Origin of the sequence: Rhizobium sp. Pop5 (assembly GCF_024721175.1) — a bacterium.
Lineage (GTDB): Bacteria > Pseudomonadota > Alphaproteobacteria > Rhizobiales > Rhizobiaceae > Rhizobium.
The window spans coordinates 1,010,274-1,035,574 of record NZ_CP099399.1 but is presented as its reverse complement, the minus strand read 5'-3'; the positions used below and the strand labels follow the sequence as shown (position 1 = coordinate 1,035,574).

The 25,301-nt window shown below is 61.5% G+C and carries 28 protein-coding genes and 1 pseudogene; 25 read left to right on the top strand and 4 right to left on the bottom strand.

What is annotated here, in order from left to right:
- The first annotated feature begins 66 nt into the window (after positions 1-66).
- The 12 genes and pseudogenes from NE852_RS07250 to rarD all read left to right on the top strand — a co-directional run bounded on the left by NE852_RS07250 (position 67) and on the right by rarD (position 10,973).
- Positions 67-685, top strand: a pseudogene (locus NE852_RS07250) (CvpA family protein).
- Positions 686-833: 148 nt separating this feature from the next.
- Positions 834-2,324, top strand: coding sequence for an amidophosphoribosyltransferase (gene purF / locus NE852_RS07245; protein ID WP_008522397.1), 1,491 nt, complete (start codon positions 834-836; stop codon positions 2,322-2,324).
- Between the two features lie 79 nt (positions 2,325-2,403).
- Positions 2,404-3,144, top strand: coding sequence for an SDR family NAD(P)-dependent oxidoreductase (locus NE852_RS07240; protein WP_008522398.1), 741 nt, complete (start codon positions 2,404-2,406; stop codon positions 3,142-3,144).
- A 4-nt stretch (positions 3,145-3,148) separates the two neighbouring features.
- On the top strand, positions 3,149-3,568 hold the full coding sequence (locus NE852_RS07235; protein ID WP_008522400.1) for a hypothetical protein: 420 nt from the start codon (positions 3,149-3,151) through the stop codon (positions 3,566-3,568).
- 240 nt (positions 3,569-3,808) lie between these two features.
- The gene (cysS, locus tag NE852_RS07230) at positions 3,809-5,200 is read left to right on the top strand and encodes a cysteine--tRNA ligase (protein ID WP_258156346.1); all 1,392 of its coding nucleotides are present in this window, start codon (positions 3,809-3,811) and stop codon (positions 5,198-5,200) included.
- 232 nt (positions 5,201-5,432) lie between these two features.
- Positions 5,433-5,801 (top strand): endonuclease domain-containing protein, encoded by a 369-nt coding sequence (locus tag NE852_RS07225; RefSeq protein ID WP_128623476.1) that lies wholly within the window; start codon positions 5,433-5,435, stop codon positions 5,799-5,801.
- Complete coding sequence (locus NE852_RS07220) at positions 5,798-6,277, top strand: GFA family protein (protein WP_008522411.1); 480 nt, start codon at positions 5,798-5,800, stop codon at positions 6,275-6,277. Before NE852_RS07225 ends, NE852_RS07220 begins: the two co-directional genes overlap by 4 nt.
- A 5-nt stretch (positions 6,278-6,282) precedes the next feature.
- Complete coding sequence (locus NE852_RS07215) at positions 6,283-6,759, top strand: GFA family protein (protein ID WP_037170577.1); 477 nt, start codon at positions 6,283-6,285, stop codon at positions 6,757-6,759.
- On the top strand, positions 6,756-7,232 hold the full coding sequence (locus NE852_RS07210) for a GFA family protein (RefSeq protein ID WP_008522416.1): 477 nt from the start codon (positions 6,756-6,758) through the stop codon (positions 7,230-7,232). The genes NE852_RS07215 and NE852_RS07210 overlap by 4 nt, the downstream gene beginning before the upstream one ends.
- Positions 7,229-8,191, top strand: a complete 963-nt coding sequence (gene pip / locus NE852_RS07205) for a prolyl aminopeptidase (RefSeq protein ID WP_258156343.1) — start codon at positions 7,229-7,231, stop codon at positions 8,189-8,191. Before NE852_RS07210 ends, pip begins: the two co-directional genes overlap by 4 nt.
- A 58-nt stretch (positions 8,192-8,249) precedes the next feature.
- Complete coding sequence (gene cimA, locus NE852_RS07200) at positions 8,250-9,866, top strand: citramalate synthase (RefSeq protein WP_008522426.1); 1,617 nt, start codon at positions 8,250-8,252, stop codon at positions 9,864-9,866.
- A 192-nt stretch (positions 9,867-10,058) separates the two neighbouring features.
- On the top strand, positions 10,059-10,973 hold the full coding sequence (gene rarD, locus NE852_RS07195; protein ID WP_008522428.1) for an EamA family transporter RarD: 915 nt from the start codon (positions 10,059-10,061) through the stop codon (positions 10,971-10,973).
- A 96-nt stretch (positions 10,974-11,069) separates the two neighbouring features.
- Here the strand turns inward: rarD and NE852_RS07190 are convergent, their stop codons facing one another.
- A complete protein-coding gene (locus NE852_RS07190; protein ID WP_008522430.1) occupies positions 11,070-11,693 on the bottom strand; it encodes a TIGR00730 family Rossman fold protein in 624 nt (207 codons plus the stop codon).
- Between the two features lie 155 nt (positions 11,694-11,848).
- On the opposite strand from NE852_RS07190, the gene NE852_RS07185 reads away from it, so the two are divergent.
- The 5 genes from NE852_RS07185 to NE852_RS07165 all read left to right on the top strand — a co-directional run bounded on the left by NE852_RS07185 (position 11,849) and on the right by NE852_RS07165 (position 18,158).
- Positions 11,849-13,894, top strand: a complete 2,046-nt coding sequence (locus tag NE852_RS07185; protein ID WP_258156342.1) for a LysM peptidoglycan-binding domain-containing protein — start codon at positions 11,849-11,851, stop codon at positions 13,892-13,894.
- Positions 13,895-14,100: 206 nt separating this feature from the next.
- Complete coding sequence (locus tag NE852_RS07180) at positions 14,101-15,978, top strand: ABC transporter ATP-binding protein/permease (protein WP_008522451.1); 1,878 nt, start codon at positions 14,101-14,103, stop codon at positions 15,976-15,978.
- Positions 15,979-16,116: 138 nt separating this feature from the next.
- The gene (locus NE852_RS07175; RefSeq protein ID WP_008522453.1) at positions 16,117-16,815 is read left to right on the top strand and encodes a phosphatidylserine decarboxylase; all 699 of its coding nucleotides are present in this window, start codon (positions 16,117-16,119) and stop codon (positions 16,813-16,815) included.
- Between the two features lie 14 nt (positions 16,816-16,829).
- Positions 16,830-17,675, top strand: coding sequence for a CDP-diacylglycerol--serine O-phosphatidyltransferase (gene pssA, locus NE852_RS07170; protein ID WP_008522454.1), 846 nt, complete (start codon positions 16,830-16,832; stop codon positions 17,673-17,675).
- Between the two features lie 336 nt (positions 17,676-18,011).
- Positions 18,012-18,158, top strand: coding sequence for a hypothetical protein (locus NE852_RS07165; RefSeq protein ID WP_164841411.1), 147 nt, complete (start codon positions 18,012-18,014; stop codon positions 18,156-18,158).
- Between the two features lie 225 nt (positions 18,159-18,383).
- Here NE852_RS07165 and NE852_RS07160 read toward each other — a convergent pair whose 3' ends face one another.
- Both NE852_RS07160 and NE852_RS07155 read right to left on the bottom strand, forming a co-directional pair.
- Complete coding sequence (locus NE852_RS07160) at positions 18,384-19,148, bottom strand: SOS response-associated peptidase (protein ID WP_008522460.1); 765 nt, start codon at positions 19,146-19,148, stop codon at positions 18,384-18,386.
- Between the two features lie 41 nt (positions 19,149-19,189).
- Positions 19,190-19,510: a YnfA family protein gene (locus NE852_RS07155; protein ID WP_008522462.1), complete on the bottom strand. Its 321-nt coding sequence runs from the start codon at positions 19,508-19,510 to the stop codon at positions 19,190-19,192.
- Between the two features lie 120 nt (positions 19,511-19,630).
- Here NE852_RS07155 and NE852_RS07150 point away from each other — a divergent pair, with 120 nt between their 5' ends.
- The 8 genes from NE852_RS07150 to NE852_RS07115 all read left to right on the top strand — a co-directional run bounded on the left by NE852_RS07150 (position 19,631) and on the right by NE852_RS07115 (position 24,727).
- A complete protein-coding gene (locus NE852_RS07150) occupies positions 19,631-20,047 on the top strand; it encodes an NUDIX hydrolase (protein WP_037170581.1) in 417 nt (138 codons plus the stop codon).
- 34 nt (positions 20,048-20,081) lie between these two features.
- On the top strand, positions 20,082-20,528 hold the full coding sequence (locus NE852_RS07145) for a TIGR02301 family protein (RefSeq protein ID WP_037170580.1): 447 nt from the start codon (positions 20,082-20,084) through the stop codon (positions 20,526-20,528).
- 103 nt (positions 20,529-20,631) lie between these two features.
- Positions 20,632-20,889: a hypothetical protein gene (locus tag NE852_RS07140; protein ID WP_008522468.1), complete on the top strand. Its 258-nt coding sequence runs from the start codon at positions 20,632-20,634 to the stop codon at positions 20,887-20,889.
- Between the two features lie 18 nt (positions 20,890-20,907).
- Complete coding sequence (locus tag NE852_RS07135; protein ID WP_008522470.1) at positions 20,908-21,666, top strand: hypothetical protein; 759 nt, start codon at positions 20,908-20,910, stop codon at positions 21,664-21,666.
- A gap of 98 nt (positions 21,667-21,764) precedes the next feature.
- Positions 21,765-22,619: a folate-binding protein YgfZ gene (locus tag NE852_RS07130; protein WP_008522472.1), complete on the top strand. Its 855-nt coding sequence runs from the start codon at positions 21,765-21,767 to the stop codon at positions 22,617-22,619.
- Positions 22,616-23,224, top strand: a complete 609-nt coding sequence (locus tag NE852_RS07125) for an HD family hydrolase (protein WP_008522474.1) — start codon at positions 22,616-22,618, stop codon at positions 23,222-23,224. The genes NE852_RS07130 and NE852_RS07125 overlap by 4 nt, the downstream gene beginning before the upstream one ends.
- Positions 23,221-23,751, top strand: a complete 531-nt coding sequence (locus tag NE852_RS07120; protein WP_008522476.1) for a tyrosine phosphatase family protein — start codon at positions 23,221-23,223, stop codon at positions 23,749-23,751. The genes NE852_RS07125 and NE852_RS07120 overlap by 4 nt, the downstream gene beginning before the upstream one ends.
- A 55-nt stretch (positions 23,752-23,806) precedes the next feature.
- Positions 23,807-24,727 carry a mechanosensitive ion channel family protein gene (locus NE852_RS07115; protein ID WP_008522479.1) on the top strand — a complete coding sequence of 307 codons (921 nt, stop codon included), beginning with the start codon at positions 23,807-23,809 and terminating at the stop codon, positions 24,725-24,727.
- A gap of 7 nt (positions 24,728-24,734) precedes the next feature.
- Here the strand turns inward: NE852_RS07115 and NE852_RS07110 are convergent, their stop codons facing one another.
- Entirely contained in the window at positions 24,735-25,250 is a 516-nt protein-coding gene (locus tag NE852_RS07110) for a superoxide dismutase family protein (protein ID WP_008522480.1), read from the bottom strand.
- Between the last annotated feature and the right edge of the window lie 51 nt (positions 25,251-25,301).

Here is a 25,301-nt window from a genome sequence, read left to right as displayed (position 1 = left end):
TGATATAGGAGGCACACGATAAGGCGCGACACGGCCGCCAAGCGGCAGTCCTGGAGTTGAAATTACATGCCCATTACGATTTTCGACGGTATTGTCATCGGCGTCGTGCTCTTCTCCGCCGTGCTGGCGATGGTCCGCGGCTTCTCGCGCGAGATCCTCTCGATCGCGAGCTGGGGCGGCTCGGCGGCTGCGGCCTATTACCTCTATCCGTATCTGCTGCCCTACGCGAAGAAATATACCGATGACGACCGGATCGCGATCGTCGGTTCGGCAGCGGTCGTCTTCCTGATCGCGCTCATCGTCATTTCCTTCATCACCATGAAGATCGCCGATTTCATCATCGACAGCCGCGTCGGGGCGCTCGACCGCACGCTCGGCTTCCTGTTCGGAGCCGCGCGCGGCGTGCTGCTCCTGGTCGTCGCCGTCGCCTTCTGGAACTGGCTGGTCGATGTCGACCACCGTCCGGCCTGGGTCAACGACGCGAAGTCGAAGCCCTTCCTGGATTCTGATGGTCGTAAAGCTGAAATCGGTTCTGCCGGAGCAATTTGCCCAGATGATACCGGCAAGCATCCGTGATAAGCTTCAATCGCCGGCACAGGGCGCTGAAGGTACCAACCCGCCGACGGGCGATCAGGCTCCGGCGGAAGACGCTCCGACTGCGCCTGCACAGCAGCCGGCGAATTGACACAGTGTTCAAGAGCTTGACCCGCCTTTCGGCAATTGCCATTTGAGCGGGACGAAATGAGGGGTCCGGCCGGGCATTCCAGCTCCGCCGGGCTTCAGTTATTTCTGGAAATGCCGATCCATTCTTGTGAGAGCAGAGGCCCGCAGAAATGAACCAGTCCCATTCCTTCCCGACCGACGATCCGCTCGACGGAGATACGCTGCATGAAGAATGCGGTGTTTTCGGAATTCTGGGACATCCCGATGCCGCCACACTCACGGCTCTCGGCCTGCATGCCCTGCAGCATCGCGGGCAGGAAGCGGCCGGCATCGTCTCCTTCGACGGCAAGCGCTTCTATCAGGAGCGCCATATGGGCCTCGTCGGCGACCATTATACCAACCCCATGACGCTCGCCCGCCTGCCGGGCGGCATGTCGATCGGCCATACGCGCTACTCGACGACAGGCGAAGTGGCGATGCGCAACGTGCAGCCGCTCTTTGCCGAACTTGAGGAAGGCGGCATCGCCATTGCCCATAACGGCAACTTCACCAACGGCCTGACGCTGCGCCGCCAGATCATCGCGACCGGCGCCATCTGTCAGTCGACCTCCGATACCGAAGTCGTTCTGCACCTCATCGCCCGCTCCCGCCACACTTCCACAGCCGATCGCTTCATCGATGCCATCCGCCAGATGGAAGGCGGTTATTCGATGCTCGCCATGACCCGCACCAAGCTGATCGCCGCGCGCGACCCCACCGGCATCCGCCCGCTCGTCATGGGCGAACTCGACGGCAAGCCGATCTTCTGCTCGGAAACCTGCGCGCTCGATATCATCGGCGCCAAGTTCATCCGCGACGTGGAGAACGGCGAGGTCGTCATCTGCGAAATCCAGCCTGACGGCTCGATCAGCATCGACGCGCGCAAGCCCAGCAAGCCGCAGCCGGAGCGCCTCTGCCTGTTCGAATATGTCTATTTCGCCCGGCCGGACTCGGTCGTCGGCGGCCGCAACGTCTACACGACGCGCAAGAACATGGGCATGAACCTTGCCAAGGAATCGCCTGTCGATGCCGACGTGGTCGTGCCGGTGCCGGATGGCGGCACGCCTGCAGCTCTCGGCTACGCGCAGGAAAGCGGCATTCCCTTCGAATACGGCATCATCCGCAACCACTATGTCGGCCGCACCTTCATCGAGCCGACGCAGCAGATCCGCGCCTTCGGCGTGAAGCTGAAGCATTCCGCCAACCGGGCGATGATCGAAGGCAAGCGCGTGGTGCTGGTCGACGATTCCATCGTGCGCGGCACGACGTCTCTCAAGATCGTGCAGATGATCCGTGAGGCCGGCGCGCGTGAAGTTCATCTCCGCGTCGCCAGCCCGATGATCTTCTTCCCCGACTTCTACGGCATCGACACGCCCGATGCAGACAAGCTGCTTGCAAACCAGTATGCCGATGTCGAAGCCATGGCCAAATATATCGGCGCGGATTCACTTGCCTTCCTGTCGATCAACGGCCTCTACCGTGCCGTCGGCGGCGAGGACCGCAATCCGGCCCGCCCGCAGTTCACCGACCATTACTTCACCGGTGACTATCCGACCCGCCTGCTCGACAAAAATGGCGAGTCGATGGGCAACAAGCTTTCGATGCTTGCCAGCAACGGCTGAACCGCTTCCGTTTTGACTTTCTGATCTGGGGCGCTTATTGCGCCCCTTACCTTTTCAAGCACAGCCAGGACCGGAGCAGATGAACATCAATCTTGACGGCAAGATCGCGCTGGTCACCGGCGCATCGCGCGGTATCGGCTATTTCACGGCCCTCGAACTCGCGAAGGCCGGCGCGCATGTGATTGCCTGTGCCCGCACCGTCGGCGGCCTGGAAGATCTCGATGATGCCATCAAGGCCGTCGGCGGCTCTGCGACGCTGGTTCCGTTCGATCTCGCCGACATGGAAGCGATTGATCGTCTCGGCGGCTCGATCTTCGAGCGCTGGGGCAAGCTCGACATCCTCGTCGCCAATGCCGGCGTGCTCGGCGTCATCTCGCCGATCGGCCACATCGAGGCGAAAGTCTTCGAGAAGGTCATGAATATCAACGTGAACGCCACCTGGCGGCTGATCCGCTCGGTCGACCCGCTGTTGACGCGCTCGGATGCCGGCCGCGCCGTCATCCTGTCTTCGGGTGCGGCCCACAAGTGCCGGCCCTTCTGGGGCGCCTATTCCGCTTCCAAGGCGGCCGTCGAGGCGCTGGCCCGCACATGGGCCGGCGAGAGCCAATCGACGCCGCTGCGCATCACCAGCGTCGATCCGGGTGCGACCCGCACCGCGATGCGGGCGCAGGCCGTGCCTGGCGAAGATCCGATGACGCTACCGCATCCGTCCGAGGTGGCGAAAGCGATCCTGCCGCTGGTCGGACCCGGTGTGACCGAGACCGGCAAGCTGTTCATCGTGCGCGAGAATAAGCTGGTGGATTACCGGCTGCCTGGATAATCCGGTGACCGAGAAGGAAATTTGGACAGACGAAGACTTTGATGTGATGGGCTGGCACGATTGCCGCCTCTATTCAATCTCGCTTCCGAATGAAAACTTCGAGTTCAAAATTGATATCGACTACATTTTTAGGTGGGAAAGACGAGATGATCTTTTCCTCGGTTTCTGGATATCGGAATGCGATCTCATCTTTCACGACATCTCCGATCTCCAGGTCGCAATCGAGCCTGAAAACACCATTCCGACAACCATATCTGATATCACCCGGAAAAATATGCGCCCCACTCCCAGCGGCGGACTGTTCGTTTGGGATTACCGGATTGAGTTGGACAAAGGTGCCATCTGCTTTTCGGCAGCGGGTTTCACTCAAAAATTGCGTTCCCAACCAAAATTCCCCCAGAGCCAGGACCTCAACAATCGATAACGATTTGACCGCAACGGCAGATCGAATTCGCTGTTTCGGATCGCTTTATTCTCCTTGACCAAACCTCGATCCCGCGCCATAAAACGCGCCATGAAAACGGTTACCTGCATTATTTGCCGGAAGATTATTCGCTAGCCTAAAGCTGGCCTGGCCGTTTTCGTCTCCCAAATCTCCAAGATGCGAAACGCCCCGGCCTGCCGGCAGCGGTATTTTCTGCTTTGTGTATTTTGGGAGAGTGAAATGGGCGGCACGCCGGAACTGAAGCTGTACAACACGCTGACGCGGGAGAAATCGGTCTTCAAGCCGATCGATGCCGAGAACGTCCGCATGTATGTGTGCGGCCCGACGGTCTATGATTTCGCCCATATCGGCAATGCCCGGCCGGTCATCGTCTTCGACGTGCTGTTCCGCCTGCTGCGCCATGTCTATGGCGAAAATCACGTCACCTACGCCCGCAACATCACCGACGTCGACGACAAGATCAATGCGCGGGCACTGAGGGATCATCCCGGCCTGCCGCTGAACGATGCGATCCGGGCGGTGACGGAAAAGACCGAGACGCAATTTCACGCCGATGTCGCCGAACTTGGTTGCCTCGAGCCGGACGTCGAGCCGCGCGCCACCGACAATATCGAGCAGATGATTGAGATCATTCAGAAGCTGATCGGCAACGGTCATGCCTATGTGGCGGCAGGCGAGGTGCTGTTCGACACCAAATCCATGGCGGATTACGGCCAGCTTTCGAAGCGTCCGCTCGACGAACAGCAGGCCGGCGCTCGCGTCGCCGTCGACGCCCACAAGAAGAACCCGGGCGATTTCGTGCTGTGGAAACTGTCGAGCCATAACGAACCCGGCTGGGAGAGCCCTTGGGGCCGCGGCAGGCCGGGCTGGCATATCGAGTGCTCCGCGATGAGCCGGCGCTATCTCGGGGATGTCTTCGACATTCACGGCGGCGGGCTGGACCTGATCTTCCCGCATCATGAAAACGAGATCGCCCAGTCGCGTTGCGCCCACGGCACCGAGGTAATGGCGAATATCTGGATGCATAACGGCTTCGTGCAGGTCGAGGGCCGCAAGATGTCGAAATCCGAAGGCAATTTCGTCACCATCTACGACCTTCTCCACACCGAAGCCTTCGGCGGCCGCAAATGGCCGGGCGAAGTACTGCGTCTGGCGATGCTGATGACGCATTACCGCGAGCCGATCGATTTTTCGATCAAGCGACTGGAAGAGGCCGAACGTCTGCTCGCCAAATGGCCGGCGACGGAAGCCGGCGATGCCGCGCCCGATGAAACCGTGCTGAACGCGCTTGCCGACGACCTCAACACAGTCGCGGCGGTTCAGGCATTGCATGCGCTGGCGCAGGCGGCCCACACTGATCCCGCCGCAGGCGCTACCTTTGCCGCAACAGCCTCACTCCTCGGTGTCTTACCGAAGAAAACGGAGATCGACGCAGCCGTGGCAGCGGCGGTCGATGCGCTGGTCGCCATGCGTCTCGAAATGCTGAAGGCGAAGAATTTCGCCGAGGCCGACAATATCCGCGACGAACTGACGGCAAAAGGCATCCAGTTGAAGGACGGCAAGGATGCGGTGACGGGCGAGCGCGTGACGACGTGGGAGGTTAAGCGATAGGATGAGTTGGGTGGCGAGACATACCCCCCTCTGCCCTGCCGGGCATCTCCCCCACAAGGGGGGAGATTGGCTGGGAGCGCCCGCTCGCCCTAATCAAACGCCGCAGATGACCGGAGCCATTTGGCGTACGATCGAGATTTCGCGAAGCCGCTGCATCTTGCCGATCTCCCCCCTTGTGGGGGAGATGTCCGGCAGGACAGAGGGGGGTGTAGCCCGGAGCGAAAGACAAAATATGTCACACACACCAGTTCCTCCGCAACGGCGGGCAAATGCCAAGCGTATGCGCAAGGCTATGACCGATGCCGAACTGAAACTCTGGAACGAACTTCGTGCCCACCGCTTGATGGGGCTTGGCTTCCGCAGGCAGATGCCGATCGCGGGTTATATCGTCGATTTCGCCTGCCCAACCCATCGCCTTATCGTCGAAATAGACGGCTCGCAGCATGCCATTCCCGAAAACGTCGCCTATGACGACATCAGGACTGAACGTCTAAATGCAGACGGCTGGACGGTCCTGCGCTTCTGGAACGACGATATCCTGCGCGATATCGACAACGTGTGCAGTCACATCGTCCGCACCATCGGAAAGGACCTGCCATGACCAAGACCTATTCCGGCGGATGCCAGTGCGGTGCGGTGCGTTTTCGCGTCAGCGGCGAACTGAAGGACTCCTCGATCTGTCATTGCCGCATGTGTCAAAAGGCGTTCGGAGCCTATTATGCGCCGCTGATTTCAGTGCGTGGCGCCGAGTTCGAATGGACACGCGGAGCGCGCAAAAAGTTCCGCTCTTCCAATTTTGTCGAGCGCGGTTTCTGCGGCGATTGCGGCACGCCGTTGACCTATGAGGCGCCGGATGGAATGGCGGTTGCCGCAGGTGCATTCGACGATCCGTCGCAGCTGCCGCCGACCATCCAGTGGGGCGTTGAAGGCAAGATCGGATTCGTCGATCATCTGCACGAACTGCCGGCAGAGCAAACCGAGGCGGATCTGACGGCGGGCTCCTTCCTGCACGAGCTCGTTTCCTATCAGCATCCCGACCACGATACGCCGGTCTGGCCGCCGGAGGATCGCGCGTGATGAAAATGACAGGACTGACGGGCGGATGCCAGTGCGGGGCGGTTCGTTATCGCGCCCGCGGCGAACTCGACTATCCCCACATCTGCCATTGCCGCATGTGCCAGAAGGCGGCCGGCAATTATTTCCTGCCGCTCGCTGCGGCCAAGCGCGAGCAGTTCGAGCTGACGCGCGACGAGCCGAAATGGTTCAACTCGTCCGATCTCGTGCGGCGCGGCTTTTGCGGCGATTGCGGCACGCCGCTGTTCTACGATATTCCGGAAACGGATTTCATCAACATCACGCTCGGCTCGCTGGACGATCCCGATGCGGTCAAGCCGGTGATGCAATCCAACACCGGCGGCAAGATGTCCTGGTTCCACGCACTCGACGGGCTGCCGGTGGAAGCCGAGCCTGAAACGCCCGACCGCGAGAACGCGATCGCTGCAAGCAATCATCAGCACCCCGATCACGATACTTCCAACTGGCCACGGAGAATTCCATGACGGATAAGATCAGAACAGGCGGATGCCAGTGCGGCGCCGTGCGCTTCCGCATATCAGGCCCGCTGGGGCGGCCGTCGATCTGCCATTGCCGCATGTGCCAGAAGCAGTTCGGCGGCTTTTTCTCCGCGCTCGTCACCGCACCTGAAGAAGGGATGGAATGGACGCGCGGCGAGCCGAACTATTTCCAGTCCTCGGTCAATATCGAGCGCGGTTTCTGCAGCAATTGCGGCACGCCGATGACCTACCGGCATCCTGGCGGCCTGGAGCTTGCGATCGGCACCTTTGACGACCGCAGCGATCTCGCACCACGGATCCAGGTCAATTACGATGCCCGCCTGCCTTGGATCGAGACGATCTTCGACGCGCCGGTTCACAAGGACCCGGATTTCTACGCTCGGCAGGAAGCGATCATCTCCTTCCAGCATCCCGACCACGATACCGCCGTCTGGCCCGCAAAAGGCGTGAAGATATGACCGAAGTGCTGCGCACGCTCTATCCTGAAATCGAACCATACGCTTCCGGCCATCTCGATGTCGGCGACGGACACGAGATCTATTGGGAGCGCTCGGGAACCCCGGGCGCCAAGGCGGCCGTCTTCCTGCATGGCGGCCCCGGCGGCGGGATTTCGCCCGCCCATCGCCGGCTTTTCGATCCCGCGCTCTACGACGTCATGCTGTTCGACCAGCGCGGCTGCGGCAGGTCGACGCCGCATGCGGAACTCAACGCCAACACGACGTGGCACCTCGTCGCCGATATCGAGCGCCTGCGCGAAATGGCCGGCGTCGACAGATGGCAGGTCTTCGGCGGCTCCTGGGGCTCGACGCTGGCGCTCGCCTATGCCGAGACGCATCCGGAGCACGTATCCGAACTCATCCTGCGCGGCATCTATACGCTAACCAAGGCCGAGCTCGACTGGTACTATCAGTTCGGCGTGTCGGAAATGTTCCCGGACAAGTGGGAGCGCTTCATCGCGCCCATTCCTCCGAAAGAGCGCCACGAAATGATGCATGCCTATCATCGCCGCCTGACGCATGAGGACAGGAACGTGCGCCTCGAAGCGGCGCAGGCCTGGAGCATCTGGGAAGGCGAGACGATCACGCTGCTGCCGGAGCCTTCGACGAGCGGCAAGTTCGAGGAGCCGGAATTCGCTTATGCTTTTGCACGCATCGAGAACCACTTCTTCGTCAATGCCGGCTGGATGGACGAAGGGCAGCTGATCCGCGATGCCGGCAGGCTCAAGGATATCCCCGGCGTCATCGTGCATGGCCGCTACGACATGCCCTGCCCCGCCAAATATGCCTGGCTGCTGCACAAGGCCTGGCCGAAGGCAGAGTTCCACCTGATCGAGGGCGCCGGCCATGCCTATTCGGAGCCGGGCATTCTCGATCAACTGATCCGGGCGACGGACAAGTTCGCCGGGAAGCAAGACTAGTGCTGCAAGCCGTGTTTACGCCCCGGATAAAAGCATTCAATGCCTGGGAGGCATCGTGGTGACCAAGGAAAAAATCTACCTCTTCGACACGACGCTCCGGGACGGGCAGCAGACGCCCGGCATCGACTTTTCCGTCGAGGACAAGATCGCGATCGCCACCATGCTGGACGAGTTCGGCCTCGATTACGTCGAGGGCGGGTATCCCGGCGCCAATCCGACGGATACAGCCTTCTTCAGCGAGAAGCGCACCAGTAGGGCCGCCTTCGTCGCCTTCGGCATGACGAAGCGGGCGGGTGTCTCGGTCTCCAACGATCCCGGCATTGCCGGGCTGCTGCAATCGAAGAGCGATGCCATCTGTTTCGTCGCCAAGAGCTGGGACTATCATGTCGCAGTCGCGCTCGGCTGCACCAACGACGAAAACCTCGAATGCATTGCCGAAAGCGTCAAGGCGGCGGTCGGCGCAGGCAAGGAGGCGATCGTCGATTGCGAGCATTTCTTCGACGGCTTCAAGGCCAATCCCGCCTATGCGCTCGCCTGTGCCAAGACCGCCTATGAGAGCGGCGCGCGCTGGGTCGTGCTTTGCGACACCAATGGCGGCGCACAGCCGCCCGAGGTGCGCGCTATCGTCGAGGCGGTGATTGCCGCCGGCGTTCCCGGCCGCTGTCTGGGCATTCACGCCCACAACGATACCGGCCAGGCGGTCGCCAATTCGCTCGCTGCCGTGGAAGCCGGCGTCAGGCAGATCCAGGGCACGCTGAATGGCATAGGCGAGCGTTGCGGCAACGCCAATCTGGTGACGCTGATCCCGACCCTGGCGCTGAAGAGCACCTATACCTCACGCTTCGAAACGGCGATCGACGAGGAGAGGCTGCTGAACCTCACCAGGCTCTCGCACGCCTTCGACGAGTTGCTCAACCGCTCGCCCGACCACCAGATGCCCTATGTCGGCGCGTCCGCCTTCGCCACCAAGGCCGGTATCCATGCTTCCGCTCTGCTGAAAGATCCGCGCACTTACGAACACGTGCCGCCGGAAAGCGTCGGCAATTTCCGAAAGGTGATGGTCTCGGATCAGGGCGGCAAGGCGAATTTCATCAATGCGCTGAAGCGACGCGGCATCATCGTCGCCAAGGACGATCCGAAACTCGACCTGCTGATCTCGATCGTAAAAGAGCGAGAGGCTTCCGGTTATGCCTATGAGGGTGCGGATGCGAGCTTCGAGCTGTTGGCGCACCGCACCTTGGGCACCATCCCTAACTTCTTTTCGATCGACGGCTTCCGGGTGATGATCGAGCGGCGCTTCGATTCCCATGGCCGCATCAAGATCGTTTCGGAAGCCGTGGTGAAGATCACCATCGACGGCCAGACGCTGATGTCGGTTGCCGAGGCCGAAGGACCGGTCAACGCGCTCGACCTCGCGCTGCGCAAGGATTTCGGTAAATACCAGCATGAGATCGACGATCTGGTGCTCGCCGATTTCAAGGTGCGTATCCTCAACGGCGGCACAGCGGCAATCACCCGCGTGCTGATCGAATCCACCGACGGTGACGGCGTGCGCTGGTGGACGGTTGGCGTCTCGGATAACATCATCGACGCTTCGTTCCAGGCGCTGATGGACTCCGTCATCTATAAGCTGATGAAGAACCGGCAGCTGGCAGGCAAGATCGCGGCGGAATAAGTCCATTCCGCCGGTTCAGCGAAAAGACCGCCGTCCAAATACCATCCGTTCACTTCGGGCGCCGATGCGGCCGATGCCTGTTTGCGTCTTGCGCTTCAAATCCTCTCAAGCTTCATTCAACGAAATGAATTGGCCTATTCACGGCGCTTAAGCTAGGCCGGATCAGAAGAAGAACAAATATGGAAACACTCGATGTCGACCGATGTATCCGCTCCGCTGATCAAGAACGAAGATAGTCCGCGCGGCTTCGCCTTTGCGCTGACGGCTTACCTGCTCTGGGGCTTCCTGCCGATTTATATGAAGGCGGTGGCGCATATTTCGCCCGCCGAGGTGATCGCACATCGCATCATCTGGTCGCTGCCGGTGGCCGGCATCGTGCTGATCGTGCTCGGGCGCACCCAGGATATCCGCACGGCACTCCGCTCGCCGCGCATGCTGGCGATGGCGACGCTGACGGCGGCGCTGATCACCGTCAACTGGGGCACTTACGTCTGGGCGATCGGCGCCGGCCATTCGCTCGATGCCGCACTCGGCTATTTCATCAATCCGCTGTTCAGCATCTTTCTCGGATCGGTGCTCCTCAAGGAGAAGCTGCAGCCGCTGCAGATCGCGGCGATCGCGCTTGCGGCGCTCGCGGTCATCGTTCTCGCATTCGATAGCGGCGGCATTCCCTGGGTGGCGCTGACGCTGGCGATCTCCTGGGGTTTTTATGCCCTTTTCCGCAAGACGCTGCCGCTCGGCCCGAACCAGGGGTTCTTCCTCGAGGTGCTGCTCCTCAGCGGGCCTGCCCTCCTCTACATCCTCTATCTCGAATTCGGCAGCGGCCAGGGCCATCTCTACCGTACCGGCCTTGCGGACACGGTCCTGCTGCTCGGCTGCGGCATCATCACCGCCGTACCGCTGATGATCTATGCAAACGGCGCCAAGCTCTTGAAGCTCTCGACGATCGGGATCATGCAGTATATCGCCCCGACGATGATCTTCCTGATCGCCGTCTTCGCTTTCCACGAGCCGCTCGGCACGGCTCGCATGGTCGCCTTCCCGCTGATCTGGGCGGGGCTGTTCCTCTATAGCTGGTCGATGCTGAGGGGAAGCCGCGGACGCTAAAGCATGTCGCGCAAAAGTGTGCCGCGGTTTTGGCGATAACGACATGCAAAAAACAAAGACTTAGACCACGGGCGTCTTCGACGCCCGCTTGCGCGCCTACATCTTGGAAATTACCTCGTTCTCGCCGTCGCGATCGGCGGCAAGTTGGGCGGCCTGGGCCATGATCGCCGGAATGATGCCGGAAACCTCGTCGACGATAAGCGGCTGCACCCGGTGGGCGGTATGCAGGAAGCCTTCCTCGGTCATATGGCGCATCAATTCCATCATCGGATCCCAGAAGCCGTTGATATTGGCAAAAACCATCGGTTTCTCGTGACGGCCGAGCTGCGCCCAGGTCATGATCTCGACGATCTCCTCCAGCGTGCCGATGCCGCCAGGCAGGGCGACGAAGGCATCGGAGCGCTCGAACATCGTGTGTTTGCGCGCATGCATGTCAGGAGTTACAATAAGTTCGTTGAGCTGACCAAGCGAGTGGCGAGTCGCTTCCATATCGATCAGGAACTCGGGAATAATGCCCGTGACCTGACCGCCGCCTGAAAGCGTCCCGCTTGCAACCGCGCCCATAATGCCTTTGGTGCCCCCGCCATAGACAAGGCGCAGGCCGTATTCGGCGATCTCTCTTCCGAGAGCACGCCCGGCCGCCATGTGAGAGGGATCGCGTCCCGGCCTGGAGCCGCAGTAAACGCAGATGGATCGAATCGATACGGATTGTTCGGTCATAGGGGCAAAACAACTATTCCATTTCAATGCAGTCAAGAAAATTGACTGAAAAGCAGCATACCTAGCTTGCCGAAATGCTTTGAATGCTTGTGAAAAGCAGCGGGAATCGCTAGCAATTTTCGTTACTACGGCAAATTGCCGCCTTGGGAGACATAATGATGAAGAACCGTGCCGGCTTGCTGGCCCTTGCAGTGCTCGTAATCGCAATCTTACTGATGGTGTTTTTCGTCATGCCGCGCATCGGCGGGGATGCAGCCAAAGTCGGCGACGCCATCAACCAGGCGAGCACGGACCTCAAGAACACGGTTAACGAGTCGGCAAAGACATCGCGCTCCGCTGTGGCCGACTCGGCTGCCGTGGCCGAACAGGTGGGCAGCCTCTCCGCCGCAGCCGGCACTTCCCTCAGCGAACTTAGGACATTGTTTGCCGACGGCAAGGGACCGGCTCTGGATGTGCTCACCGCATCCAAGACCAAGGCGATCGGCGCGCTCAAGGCGCTTGCCGATTTCGCAATCCCCGACGGGCTCGATCCAGCAACCCAGACCGTTGCCGCGAAGGCCAAGGACGGCGCGGCAAAGGCCCTCGCCATCGTTCAAGCCCTGCCTGAGAACGTCGCCGATGCGCTTGCCGCGATCGCCAAGGCCGAAGCCGCGCTGACCGGCGCGCCCGAGCCTGCCGCAGCGACCACGGCGGCGAAGGATGCCGGCCCGAAGCTTCCAGCCTTCGACGTGCTGCGCGTCGAGCCCGATGGCTCGACCGTGATTGCCGGCTCGGCCGAACCTAACGGCAAGCTCGAAGTGCTCGATGGCGAAAAAGTAGTGACCACGGCCGATGTCGGTGCGAGCGGTGATTTCGCCGCTGTGCTCGACGATCCGCTTTCGGCGGGCGACCACCAGCTGGTACTCAAATTCACCAGCAAGGACGGCAAGAGCATGCTTTCCGAAGAGGTCGCGACGATTTCCGTGCCGAAGGACGGCAATGGCGCCGATCTGCTCGCCATGGTCTCCAAACCCGGCGCAGCGAGCCGCATCATCACCGCCCCCAAGGGCGGAACCGAAGTCGCCGACGCCTCCAATCCGGCGTCGCCGCTTGCGGACAAGCCGGCGACAGGCGAAACCTCGGCTGCGCCAGCCGCCACTCCGGCCCCGACCGGCGAGCTGGCGCTCCAGACGCCGGGCCTGCCGGATGCCGCCTCCGGAAGCGCCAATCCCCAACCCGCCGCCCCCGGCACTGCCGAATCCGGCAAGACGGTTGCGCCCGACGTGATGGTCAATGCCGTAGAGATCGAGGGCAACAAGATCTTCATCGCCGGCACGACACGCTCCAACGCCAAGGTGCTTGGTTATGCCGACGACAGCCTTGTCGGCCAGGACACCGCGGGCTCCGACGGCCATTTCGTCATCGACGGCGTCGCGGCGCTCTCGGTCGGCGACCACAAGATCCGCGTCGACGTCGTCGATGCCGCCGGCAAGGTAATTGTGCGCGCTTCGGTGAACTTCAACCGCCCGGCGGGCGATCAGGTCAGGGTTGCCGCGCAATCCGTTCCCTCCGATGCAAGCGGCGCTTCTTCGCTGGTGCCGCTCGATGAAGGCGAGCTCGGCAAACGCAAGGCCGAGGCTGGCAAGGCCTTCGGCCTGCTGAAGGGGTTGTTTGCCGATGGCAAGCAACCTGGCGACGAACAGCTTGCGGCAGCGCGCTCGGCAACCGAATTCGCACTGCGCTCGGTCGCCGACTTCCGCCCGGCAGTCGATGCCTCCGACGTCTTCAAGCAGGCCTCCGGCTCGGCCTCGCAGACCGCCGCCAATGCCCTGAAACTGCTGCAGGGCCTGCCGAAGGATGCGAAATCCGTCGGCGCCGCACTCGACCGGCTCGGCGCGATCATCGCCGAACTTACCGCGACGCCCGCTCCCGCAGCGCCGGCGGCAAACGACGCGGCCAGCAACGAGCCGAAGACGATCCAGCAGGCGCCGCTGACAGCAAACAATGCGGCGGTCATCATCCGCCGCGGCGATACACTCTGGCAGATCTCGCGCCGCACCTATGGCCTTGGCGTCCGCTACACGACGATCTACATCGCCAATGAGGACAAGATCGTCGATCCCGATCGCATCCGGCCGGGCCAAATCTTCGGGCTGCCGAAAGATGCATTGCCGAACGCCGAAGAGCTGCACCGCAAACGTCTTTCCGGCCAGCACCTTTAAGAGCGACGAAACAAACGGACGGGCCGGGCGGAATAACCGCCCGGCCCGTCTTTTCCTGAACCCCGCATTTGTTGTATTCGTCCGCCCGGCACCCTATCTGGCGATGGCGGGCTAAGTTCGCGGGAAGCGCTGTCGGGCATGTCCCGCACTTTGCCGGGCATCGCAGCGCCGCGACCGCGGCAAGTTCATCCGGGCTGGAGACACGCATGGCAAACGGCAAGACAGTCTCGGAATCCCATCTGCTACGGACGCTTTTCAACCTCTGGCCCTATATGTGGCCGGCCGGCCGCACAGATCTCAAGATGCGTGTCGTCTGGGCTTCGGTCTACCTGCTGATCTCGAAGTTCGTCCTGCTGCTCGTTCCCTATTTCTTCAAATGGTCGACAGATGCGCTGAACGGCAGGATGGATCTTGCCGGAACCGTGCCGCCGATCCTTGCGGGCGCCATCGCGCTTGTTATCGCCTATAACGTCACCCGGTTGATCCAGCTCGGCCTCAACCAGCTGCGCGACGCGCTTTTTGCCAGCGTCGGGCAGCATGCGGTGCGCCAGCTCGCCTACAAGACCTTCGTGCACATGCATGAACTATCGCTACGCTTCCATCTGGAGCGCAAGACAGGCGGTCTCTCGCGCATCATCGAGCGCGGCACCAAGGGTATCGAGACGATCGTGCGCTTCACGATCCTCAACACAGTCCCGACCCTCATCGAATTCCTGCTGACGGCGGTGATCTTCTGGTGGGGCTATGGCTTCTCCTATCTCGCCGTCACAGCCTTCACCGTCTGGGCCTATATCTGGTTCACCATCCGCGCCTCCGACTGGCGCATCGCCATCCGCAAATCGATGAACGACAGCGACACCGACGCCAACACCAAGGCGATCGATTCCCTCCTCAATTTCGAGACGGTCAAATATTTCGGCAATGAGGAGATGGAGGCCAAGCGTTTCGACAAATCGATGGCGCGCTACGAGAAGGCGGCAACCGATGTCTGGACTTCGCTCGGCTGGCTGAACTTCGGCCAGGGCGTCATCTTCGGCATCGGCACGACGATCATGCTGGTGCTGTCGGCCCTAGCGGTGCAGCGCGGCGAGCAGACCGTCGGCGATTTCGTCTTCGTCAATTCGATGCTCCTGCAGCTTTCGGTGCCGCTCAACTTCATCGGCTTCGTCTACCGTGAAATCCGCCAGGGCCTGACCGACATCGAGCAGATGTTCGACCTTTTGGAAGTGAGGGCCGAGGTCAAGGACGCGCCCGATGCCGCCGAACTGCGGATCGGCCAAGGCGCGATCTCCTTCAAGGACGTGCATTTCTCCTATGATCCGGCCCGCCCGATCCTGAAAGGTATCTCCTTCGAGGTGCCTGCCGGCAAGACGGTCGCAGTCGTCGGCCCGTCCGGTGCTGGCAAGTCGACACTGTCGCGCCTGCTCTACCGTTTCTACGATATTCAAAGCGGCGCGATCACCATCGACGGCCAGGATGTCCGCACGGTCACCCAGAAGAGCCTGCGCTCGGTGATCGGCATGGTGCCGCAGGATACCGTCCTCTTCAACGACACGGTCGCCTACAATATCCGCTACGGCCGGACATCGGCCAGCGACGGCGAGGTCTTCGCGGCGGCTGAGGTGGCGCAAATCGCCCATTTCATCGAAATGCTGCCGGAGGGTTTCGAGACCAAGGTCGGCGAGCGCGGGCTGAAGCTTTCGGGCGGTGAGAAGCAGCGCGTGGCGATCGCCCGCACCATCCTCAAGGCGCCGCCGATCCTGATCCTCGACGAGGCGACATCGGCGCTCGACACGACCACGGAACGGGAAATCCAGACGGCGCTCGATGTGGTTTCGAAGAACCGCACGACGCTTGTTATCGCCCACCGGCTGTCGACCGTCATCAGCGCCGACGAGATCATCGTGCTCAAAAGCGGCGAGATCGCCGAACGCGGAACACATGCCGCCCTTCTCGAAAAGAACGGCCTCTATGCGTCGATGTGGAACCGCCAGCGCGAAGCGACGCAGGCGGAGGAACATCTGAAGCAAGTGCGCGAAAGCGACGACATGGGCGTGATTACACGGCTTGCCCCGGCAAGCTGAGTGCGCAGGCCGAAGACGGGCGCCGGCTTTTATTGTTCAGAACCCCGGCGTGGGAACCGGGGCCGGGGTCACGGCATTGCCCCGGAGACGGTTTTTCGCTAACCAGCAAAAAACGGCAACGCAAGGAGACCGGCAGCCATGAGCCTGCTCAACACGGTTCGCAACACGATCGTCCCCGTGCACAAGGAGGGCTATCCCTTCGTCGCCGCCTTCTTCGTCGCATCGTTGGTTTTGGGGTGGATCTTCAAGCCGCTCTTCTGGATCGGCATGATCTTCACGCTCTGGTGCGCCTATTTCTTCCGCGATCCGGAGCGTGTGACCCCGCAGGACGACGACCTGGTGATCTCGCCTGCCGACGGCAAGGTCTCGGCGATTCAGATGGTCACCCCGCCGGCCGAGCTCAACCTCGGTTCCGAGCCGATGCTGCGCATCTCGGTTTTCATGAACGTCTTCAATTGCCATGTGAACCGGGCGCCGATGCGCGGACGCATCGTCAGCATCAATTACCGCTCCGGCAGCTTCGTCAATGCCGAGCTCGACAAGGCAAGCGAAGACAACGAACGCAACGGGCTGGTGATCGAAACCCGCCACGGCCAGATCGGCGTCGTCCAGATCGCCGGCCTCGTGGCGCGGCGCATCCTCTGCTGGGCCAATGCCAACGAACCGTTGGATGCCGGCGAGCGCTTCGGGCTGATCCGGTTCGGTTCGCGGCTTGACGTGTTCCTGCCCGCCGGTGCTGCGCCGCGCGTCTCGCTCGGCCAGACGGCGGTTGCCGGCGAAACGGTCATTGCTGAATTCGCTTCGGCCAAGGGGCCCGTCATCAGCCGCCGCAGCTAAGATTGGAGCGCGATATGGAAACGCCCTTTCCGCCCTTCGAGCCCAACGGACCGGATGATTCTGCCCGAGGTCCGCGTCTGCGCGAAATTCCGCTCCGGCTCGTCGTTCCGAACCTCATCACCATTCTGGCGATTTGCGCCGGGCTGACCGGCATCCGGCTCGCTTTCGAAAACCGCTACGAGCTCGCCGTCGCCATGGTGCTGCTTGCTGCCTTCCTTGACGGCATCGACGGGCGCGTGGCGCGGCTGATGAAGGCGACTTCGAAGTTCGGCGCGCAGATGGACTCGCTTGCCGACATCGTCAATTTCGGCGTGGCGCCCGCCCTCGTCGTCTATGTCTTCGCGCTTGACCAAGCGCGCTCCCTCGGCTGGATCGCCGCGTTGATCTATGCGATCGCCGCCGGGCTTCGCCTTGCTCGCTTCAATGTCATGGCCGAACGCGAGAACAAGGCGAGCTGGCAATCGGAATATTTCGTCGGCGTGCCGGCGCCGGCCGGCGCCATGCTGGTGCTGTTGCCGGTCTATCTCGGCTTCCTTGGGCTTGCGACCGACCGCACCTTCGCCTTCATTTCATCGATCTACACGGTCGCCATCGCCTTCCTGCTGATCAGCCGGCTGCCGGTCTGGTCGGGCAAATCGGAAGGCAATCGGTTGCGACGCGATCTCGTCCTGCCGATGATGCTTGGCGTCGTGCTCTACGTGGCTCTCTTGATGAGCTACACTTGGGAGGTGATGGTCTTTACCGTCGCCGCCTATCTCGTATCGCTTCCCTTTGGCGCGCGCAGATGGCGTCGGAAATACGGGACCCTGACGATCGAGGAACCCGGCGTCGGCGACGACGATATCGGCCGGCATATCTGACCTTCGAGCATTTCCCGATTTCTCCGCATGACGGAAATGCTTCTCTCTTTCCCTCTCTTCATTCTGATTCACGGGACAAGCGTGCGTTGCTCCCGGGGAAGGGCGTGGGCTTTTACCGGGAAAACAGGTCAGCGTTTTCCCCAGAAAAACCGCTGTGCACTTTTATCGGAACCGCTTCCTTCAGTAAGTATTAACCAACGTAGGCTTCAGTTAAGCCTCGCGAATTATGGTGCGCAGTTACAAATCCTGATAGGCTACGCCTCTGATTTGTCGCTATTTATGACGAAACAGCAAAACATAAAATCACTAGGGAAGAACCAAGTAATGGAGAGTATCGTGACCACGAAGAAGAGCAGTAGCGGCGAGCAACAGGCGGCCAAACCCGACCTCAGCGCCAACTATCGCCCGGTCGCCCTGAAGGCCGTCGCCGCAGCCTCGCTCATGACCAAGAACAAGCCGGGCAGCGTCAAGAAGTCCGCTTGAAGCGCAACGCTTAGGTCCGACCTCGGTGCGCTTTTGGGTAATATGCGTTAGGCGCCGCTGACGATGTGAATGACGAGGCCTGCCGTCAGAAGCCTCAAGACAATGCCTTGCGACATGCCAACCCGACAAACCAGATGAAGCAAGCGGATGCGCACCGGTGCCGTCCGCGAAACGCCCGCATCCGGCCGGCCTCTAGACGTGGCCGGCATCAGCGGGCCGATACCTTCAGAAGAAGCTGAGCTGGCCGTCATCGGGCCTTTGCTTTTCCGGCGCCTTGAGCGGCTTTTCGATGGTGACCGGCTCCTGCAGGTCGGGTCCCATATTGGCAACCTTGTTGACCTTGTCGGAAACCGGCACCGCCTCGAAAAAATCGTCCTGCACGGGCCGCATAAGGTCAGCTACCTCGCGCGGTTCCTGCGTCTTGCAATCGAGCCAGCGCGTGAAATCCTCCGGCTTGATGACGACGGGCATGCGATCGTGGATCGCTGAAATGCCGGAATTGGCCGCGGTCGTCAGGATCGCGCCGGTATCGACCTCGGAACCGTCGGCCGAGGACCATGTCTCCATCAGCCCGGCAAAGGCAACGACCCCGCCCCGACGCGGCCTGATCCAATAGGCTTGCGGCCTCTCCCCGCTTTCCTTGGAAGGGCGATGCCATTCATAAAAGCCGGAGGCCGGGATCAGCACGCGGCGATGGCGCATCGCCGCGCGGAAGGACGCTTTGCCGATTGCGGTCTCGGCACGGGCGTTGATCAGCAATGGGAAATCTTTCGGGTCCTTGACCCAGGCGGGCGTCAGCCCCCAACGCACGAGTACGGCGCGGCGATCAGGCAGGTTGCTGCCTTGCTCCCTGCCCTCGCCCGAAATAACGACGAGGATCGGTTGCGTCGGCGCGATGTTGTAGCGCGCCGGAAAATCATCGAGATCGAGACCGGAGAAGAAGTCGCGCAGGTCGGCAATGGGGCTTGTCAGGGCGAAACGTCCACACATCGGCCTGTCTTTGCACCCGACGCCTACCCGGTCAAGCCGCCTCAGCCTCTCGGTGCGAACAGGATGAGGCTGGCGCCGGCGAGGCAGATCAAGGCGCCGCCGATATCGTAACGGTCCGGCGTGCGGGCTTCGATGAGCCAGAGCCAAAGCAGCGAAGCGACGATGTAGATGCCGCCATAGGCGGCGTAAGTGCGACCGGCGGCCTCGCTCGGCGTCAGCGTCAAAAGCCAGGCAAAAAGCGCGAGCGAGACCATGCCCGGCGCCAGCCACCAGATCGGCTTTTCGAGCTTCAGCCACGCCCAGAAGGCAAAGCAGCCGGCGATCTCGAAGATCGCGGCGAAGGCGTAGACGATGTAGGTCACGGAAGCACCTTTCGAATCCCCGCCATCACTATCCTCACGAAAACTGGGGAAGCAAAGCAGCGGTGGCATGCAAATATCGGCTCATCGGATAGGATGGGCGATCAGCGCAAGAGCAACCTTATGACCTTCACCGCCAAAGCCGCCTCCTCAGCCATTCTCGAACGCGACGGACGATTCCTTCTGGTGTTGCGGCGCAATCCGCCTTCCGCCGACATGTATGCCTTTCCGGGAGGGCGGGCCGAGCCGGGCGAGACGCCGGAGCAGACGGCGCTGCGGGAATTCCATGAGGAAACGGGTATCTCGGTACGCAATCCGCGTTTGTTTTCGACATATGACCTGAAGACTCACGCTGCCGACGGCAGCGTCAGCAGTCATTTCCTGCTGTCGGTCTTTTGCGTCGACGCGGATAGGGATGCAGAGGCAGAGGCTGCCGACGATGCCGCCGCCCTCGGCTGGTATACGCTGGAGGAAATCCGCAGACTGCCGGTGCCGCAGAGCGTGCTCGAATGCGCGGAGCGACTGGCGAGCGGCGAATAGAAGTGGAAATTTGGCAGGGTGCCTTGTTGCTGTCATGCTCAGCGTATCAACTAGGAACATGATTCCCGTTCGGCGCGTTTTCCTGTCCCTGCTCGTCCTGGCCGGCCCCACGCTGGCCCAAGGCAAGAATGCGGCGCCTCCGCCGGTGGAGGAAACTCAGCCACCGGCTGCCGTAATCGTGCCCTACGACGACAAGCTGGCGAGGCTCGCCGAGGTACTGGGTTCGGTTCATTATCTGAGGATACTTTGCAAGGCGCCTGACGGTGACGAGTGGCGAAAGGGCATGCAGCAACTGCTCGATTCGGAGACCGGCAACGAGCCGCAGCGCAAGGAAAAGCTCACTGCAGCCTTCAATCGCGGCTATCGCGCCTTTGCCTCGGTCTATACGGATTGCACCGCGGCGGCCATCGTGGCAGAAGAGCGCTACCGTAACGAAGGTGCAACACTCGCCACAGAAATTACTTCGCGCTTTGGAAATTAACGTATAATTAACCTGTTTTCGCATGCGGACGTGTCGTTTTGGGAAAAGGCTGTTAGTGTTGTTAACGGTGCAGTAAGACATGAGAAGTTCTGAGGAAAAGACAATGGAAGCAAGCCTCAACGACATCGACGACATGATCGTCCACGAGAAGATGCAGGCGGCTCTGGAGTACCAGAACGAGGCTTGGGCCGACGGCATGGCCGACGGAATCGAGCCTGAAATCATTGCCGATGCCGCCATTGCGCATGCGTTGCGCGAGACGATCAGACTGCATGGGGAGAGCAGCGCCGAAGCCCTGCTCGATTCGCTGCGCGACCGCATGCTTGCCGGCGAATTCTCCGCCAACCGCACCCTGCAATAACCAATATCAGAGAGTTCGATGCGCACCGGTAAAGAGAAAGTTTCGCGAATTCCGCTCGCGCCGGTGCTGCTTGCGGTCAGCCTTGCCGCCGGTAATGTTTTCTTGGCGCCTGCAGCATACGCGCTTTCCGAACTGCACAAGATCCCCGGCCAGGCGGCCAACGACACTCCGGCTGCACCGGGGAACACTCAAGGGCAGAGCCAGCCGCAAGGCGGAGCCGCTTCCGGCGTTCCCATGGCCGATCCGCTGGTCAAAAGCCAGAACAACCAGGGTGTCGACAAGACGCCGGGTGCTCAGGATAATTCCAAGCCCGTCGAGGTAATCTACGATATTAGCAAGGCGCCCGAACCGGTTCGCAAGATGCGCGAGCAGATCGTCGAAGCGGCCGCCTCCGGCGATCTCGAGCGGCTGCGGCCCTTGATGGGCACCGGCGCGGACCAGACGCAGGTCACTGTGGGCGAGCCGACCGAAGATCCGATTGGGACCCTCAAGGATCTCTCCGGCGACCCCGATGGAGACGAGATTCTCGCCATCATGCTCGACATCGTCTCGACAGGCTTCGTGCATGTCGGCCAGGGCACCCCCGATGACATGTATGTCTGGCCCTATTTTGCCGAAAAGGATCTCAAGTCGCTGACGCCGCCGGAGCGCGTCGAGCTGCTGCGCATCGTTACGGCAGGCGATCTTTCCGACATGCAGGAATTCGGCGGGTATAATTTCTACCGCGTTGGCATCACGCCTGACGGCAAGTGGAAATTCTTCACCGCTGGCGACTGACGCCGATCTCGCTTGCGCCTTTTGCATGCTGTGTGGCGCTTGCGATCCATCCTGCAAAGACATACCTCTGAGCGATAACCAACGCGACGGGTTCCGCCATGCCAGACGTATTCCTGAAAGATCGCTCGCTGCTCTTTGTCAGCGGCACGGAAGCCCAGTCCTTCCTTCAGAACCTGATCACAACCGATATCGTTTCGCTCGAGCCCGGCGAGGCTCGGCCCGGAGCGCTGCTGACGCCGCAAGGCAAGATCCTGTTCGACTTCATGATCTGGCAGGACGGCGACGGCTACACGATTGAAACGGATGCCGGCCAGCGTGATGGCCTGCTGAAACGGCTGACGATGTACAAATTGCGTGCTGCCGTCACTCTTGCGCAGCATGCCGAAGAGGGTGTTACCGTTTCCTGGGGCGGGGGAGCCGACGACGCCCGGGACAGCCAAGGCGTCCGGGACAGCCGTTTCGCCAAGGCGGGCGTTACGCTGACCCGTCGGGCAGGAAGATACGGCAACGACGCGGAGACGCTCTACGACGCACTGCGCATCAGCCTCGGCATCGTGGTATCGGGACCGGACTTTACCCTGCAGGACGCCTTTCCGCATGACGTGCTGATGGACCTGAACGGCGGCCTCTCCTTCAGGAAGGGTTGTTATGTCGGCCAGGAGGTCGTCTCGCGCATGCAGCACCGGGGCACTGCGCGCCGGCGCGTCGTTACGGTATCCTCGACAACGGCTTTGCCGGCGACGGGAACTGAGATCACTGCTGGGGGAAAACCTGTGGGAACGCTCGGTTCGGTCGATGGCGGCAGCGGACTTGCGATCGTGCGCATCGACCGCGCCGGCGCCGCGATGGCGGCGGATACACCACTGCTCGCCGGCGAAACGCCGGTTTCCCTTGCCCTGCCGGGATGGTCCGGCCTTGTCTTTCCCACCAGCGCTGACGAGGCCAGCGCGTGACAACGGCGAAAGCTCCGCGCGCCTGGCAACGCATGCTGTCCGGGCGCAGGCTCGACCTGCTCGACCCTTCGCCGCTCGATGTCGAACTCGCCGACATCGCCCACGGGCTTGCGCGCGTTGCCCGCTGGAACGGCCAGACATCAGGCGACCATGCCTTTTCGGTGGCGCAGCACAGTCTTGTCGTCGAGGAAATTTTTCGCCGCTTCAACGATCCGCGGCCCGAGGAATGCCTGATGGCGCTGCTGCACGACGCGCCGGAATATGTCATCGGCGACATGATATCGCCGTTCAAATCGGTGGTCGGCGGCGGGTACAAGACGGTGGAAACGCGGCTGGAGGCCGCCGTGCACCTGCGTTTCGGCCTGCCGCCGCATCCCTCGCGCGACCTCAAGGAACGGATCAAGAAGGCCGACACGATCGCCGCCTATTTCGAGGCAACCGTGCTCGCCGGCTTCACGCCCGCCGAGGCGCAGAAATTCTTCGGCCAGCCACGCGGCATCAACAAGGACATGCTGATGATCGAGCCCCTGCCCGCCCTGGAGGCACAGCGGCTGTTCTGCGAACGCTTCGCGGCGATCGACGCCGCGCGGGGGATACGACCGTGACCTTCATCATCGTCTCGCCGCTGGCGCGTATCGCCGAAATGGCGGTGCGCCATAAGGCGCGCGACATGATCAGCCTGATCGCCAAAGAACAGGCCTTTCACCGGCCGGGCGTGATCGCGGCCGACCGTCATCTGATGTTGGCAATGAACGATATCACCTTCAAGGGCACCGGTGGTCTCGTCGCGCCTGACGAGACGCATGTCCGCGGGATTATCGACTTTGCCGCTTCGTGGCGGCAGGAGACACCGCTGCTCATTCATTGCTGGATGGGCGTATCACGATCGCCGGCGGCCGCCCTGATCGCAGCACTTTCACTCGCACCGGATCAGAGCGAAGAAGCACTGGCGCAACGGCTGCGGGTCGCCTCGCCCTTCGCGACACCGAATGCGCGTCTTGTCGAGATCGGCGACGCACTGCTTGGCCGCAACGGCCGGCTGATTGCGGCCGTGCGGACAATCGGGCGCGGTGCGGATGCCGATGGCAATGCACCTTTCGTGCTGGCGATTCGGGACATTTCCGACGGTTGACCCTGCCGCCACCTGCTCCATCTAGCCCTCGACGCAAAAACAGCAGGGTCAGCTCATGGAACAGCAGGCAACCGGTGTCCTCCTCGCCACGCGCACTGCGCTCAGCCAGGCAAGCGCGCTTGCCGTGCAATATTCCTTCTCCATCCTCGGGGCCGTTATCCTGCTCGTCGTGGGCTGGGCGCTGGCCGGCTTTGCCAGCCGCTGGGCCTATGAAGGCCTATCGCGCATCCATGGCATCGACGAAACGCTGGCGCGGTTCTTCACCAATATGCTGCGCTATGCGCTGCTCATTCTGGTGTTCATTACCGTGCTCGGCCAATTCGGCGTGCAGACAGCCTCGATCATCGCCGCACTCGGCGCGGCAGGCCTGGCGATCGGACTGGCGCTGCAAGGAACGCTGCAGAATATCGCAGCCGGCATCATGCTCCTGATCCTAAGGCCATTCCGCGTCGGCGAATATATCGAGACCAGCAGCGTTGCCGGCACGGTACGCGAGATCGGATTGTTTGCGACGGAACTCAGAACCGGCGACGGTCTCTATCGATTGGCGCCGAATTCGACGCTCTGGAATACGCCGATTACCAATTACAGCCGCGAGGCCACGCGGCAGAACGACCTGAAGATCGGCATCGCTTATGAGGATGATCTCGATCTGGCGATGGAGACGCTGATGGGCCTTGCCAAAGCCGATTCCCGAGTCCTGTCGTCACCGGCGCCAAGCGTTTTCATCGACAGTCTCGGCGATTGCGCAATCTTCGTGACCCTGCGCTATTGGGCGAAGACAGCCGATTGGTGGCAGGCCAGCCGAGACATGGTGAAGCGCGCAAAATTCGCCTTCGATGACAAAGGCATTACCATTCCCTATCCGCAGGTCACCTACAATCCAGCCGCGGCGGCAAACGACACAGACGCCCCGCCGGCCAAGAAATCCAACGGCAGGCCATCGACCGAAAAACCGGCGCAGACGCGGCAATGAGACTGGCCTACTGGATCACCCCACAGGCAAGTCTTTCGCCGGCATCACCTGACGGCTGGCTGCGATAGTCATCCGAATTGGCGTGCACCATCAATGCGCGGCCGCGGATGCCATCGGTCTTGCCGTCGAGCGTCACCATGGTATCGAAAATCTGCGCCCTCAGCATGCCATCCTGTCCGACATATTGGTTGGGCATGTCGCCGGGGTGCGGCCCCTTGGCGGCGAGAATTCCGTGTTCTGCCTTCTCGGGATTGAAATGACCGCCCGCCGATTCATGATGGCTCGCAGCGTCGCAACGGCCGGTCTCGTGAACATGGAAGGCCACCCATTTGTTCGCCGGTAGTCCCGATATCTCGACTTCGATCAGAACGCCGCCGTTTGCCGCAGCTGTCAGCTGCGCCCGGCCGTCTTCCTTGCCGTCCTTGTCGACGAAATTGGCGACCGCCGTCTGCTTGTCCTGGGCGCCTGCCGGAAACGCAGCCGCAAGCAGGCTCAGGGCGGCGATGGTGCACATGGCTTTCATGGAGATCTCCTTCCGTCCGGTTGTCCTCTTGAACGTATCAGCCCGGAAGGT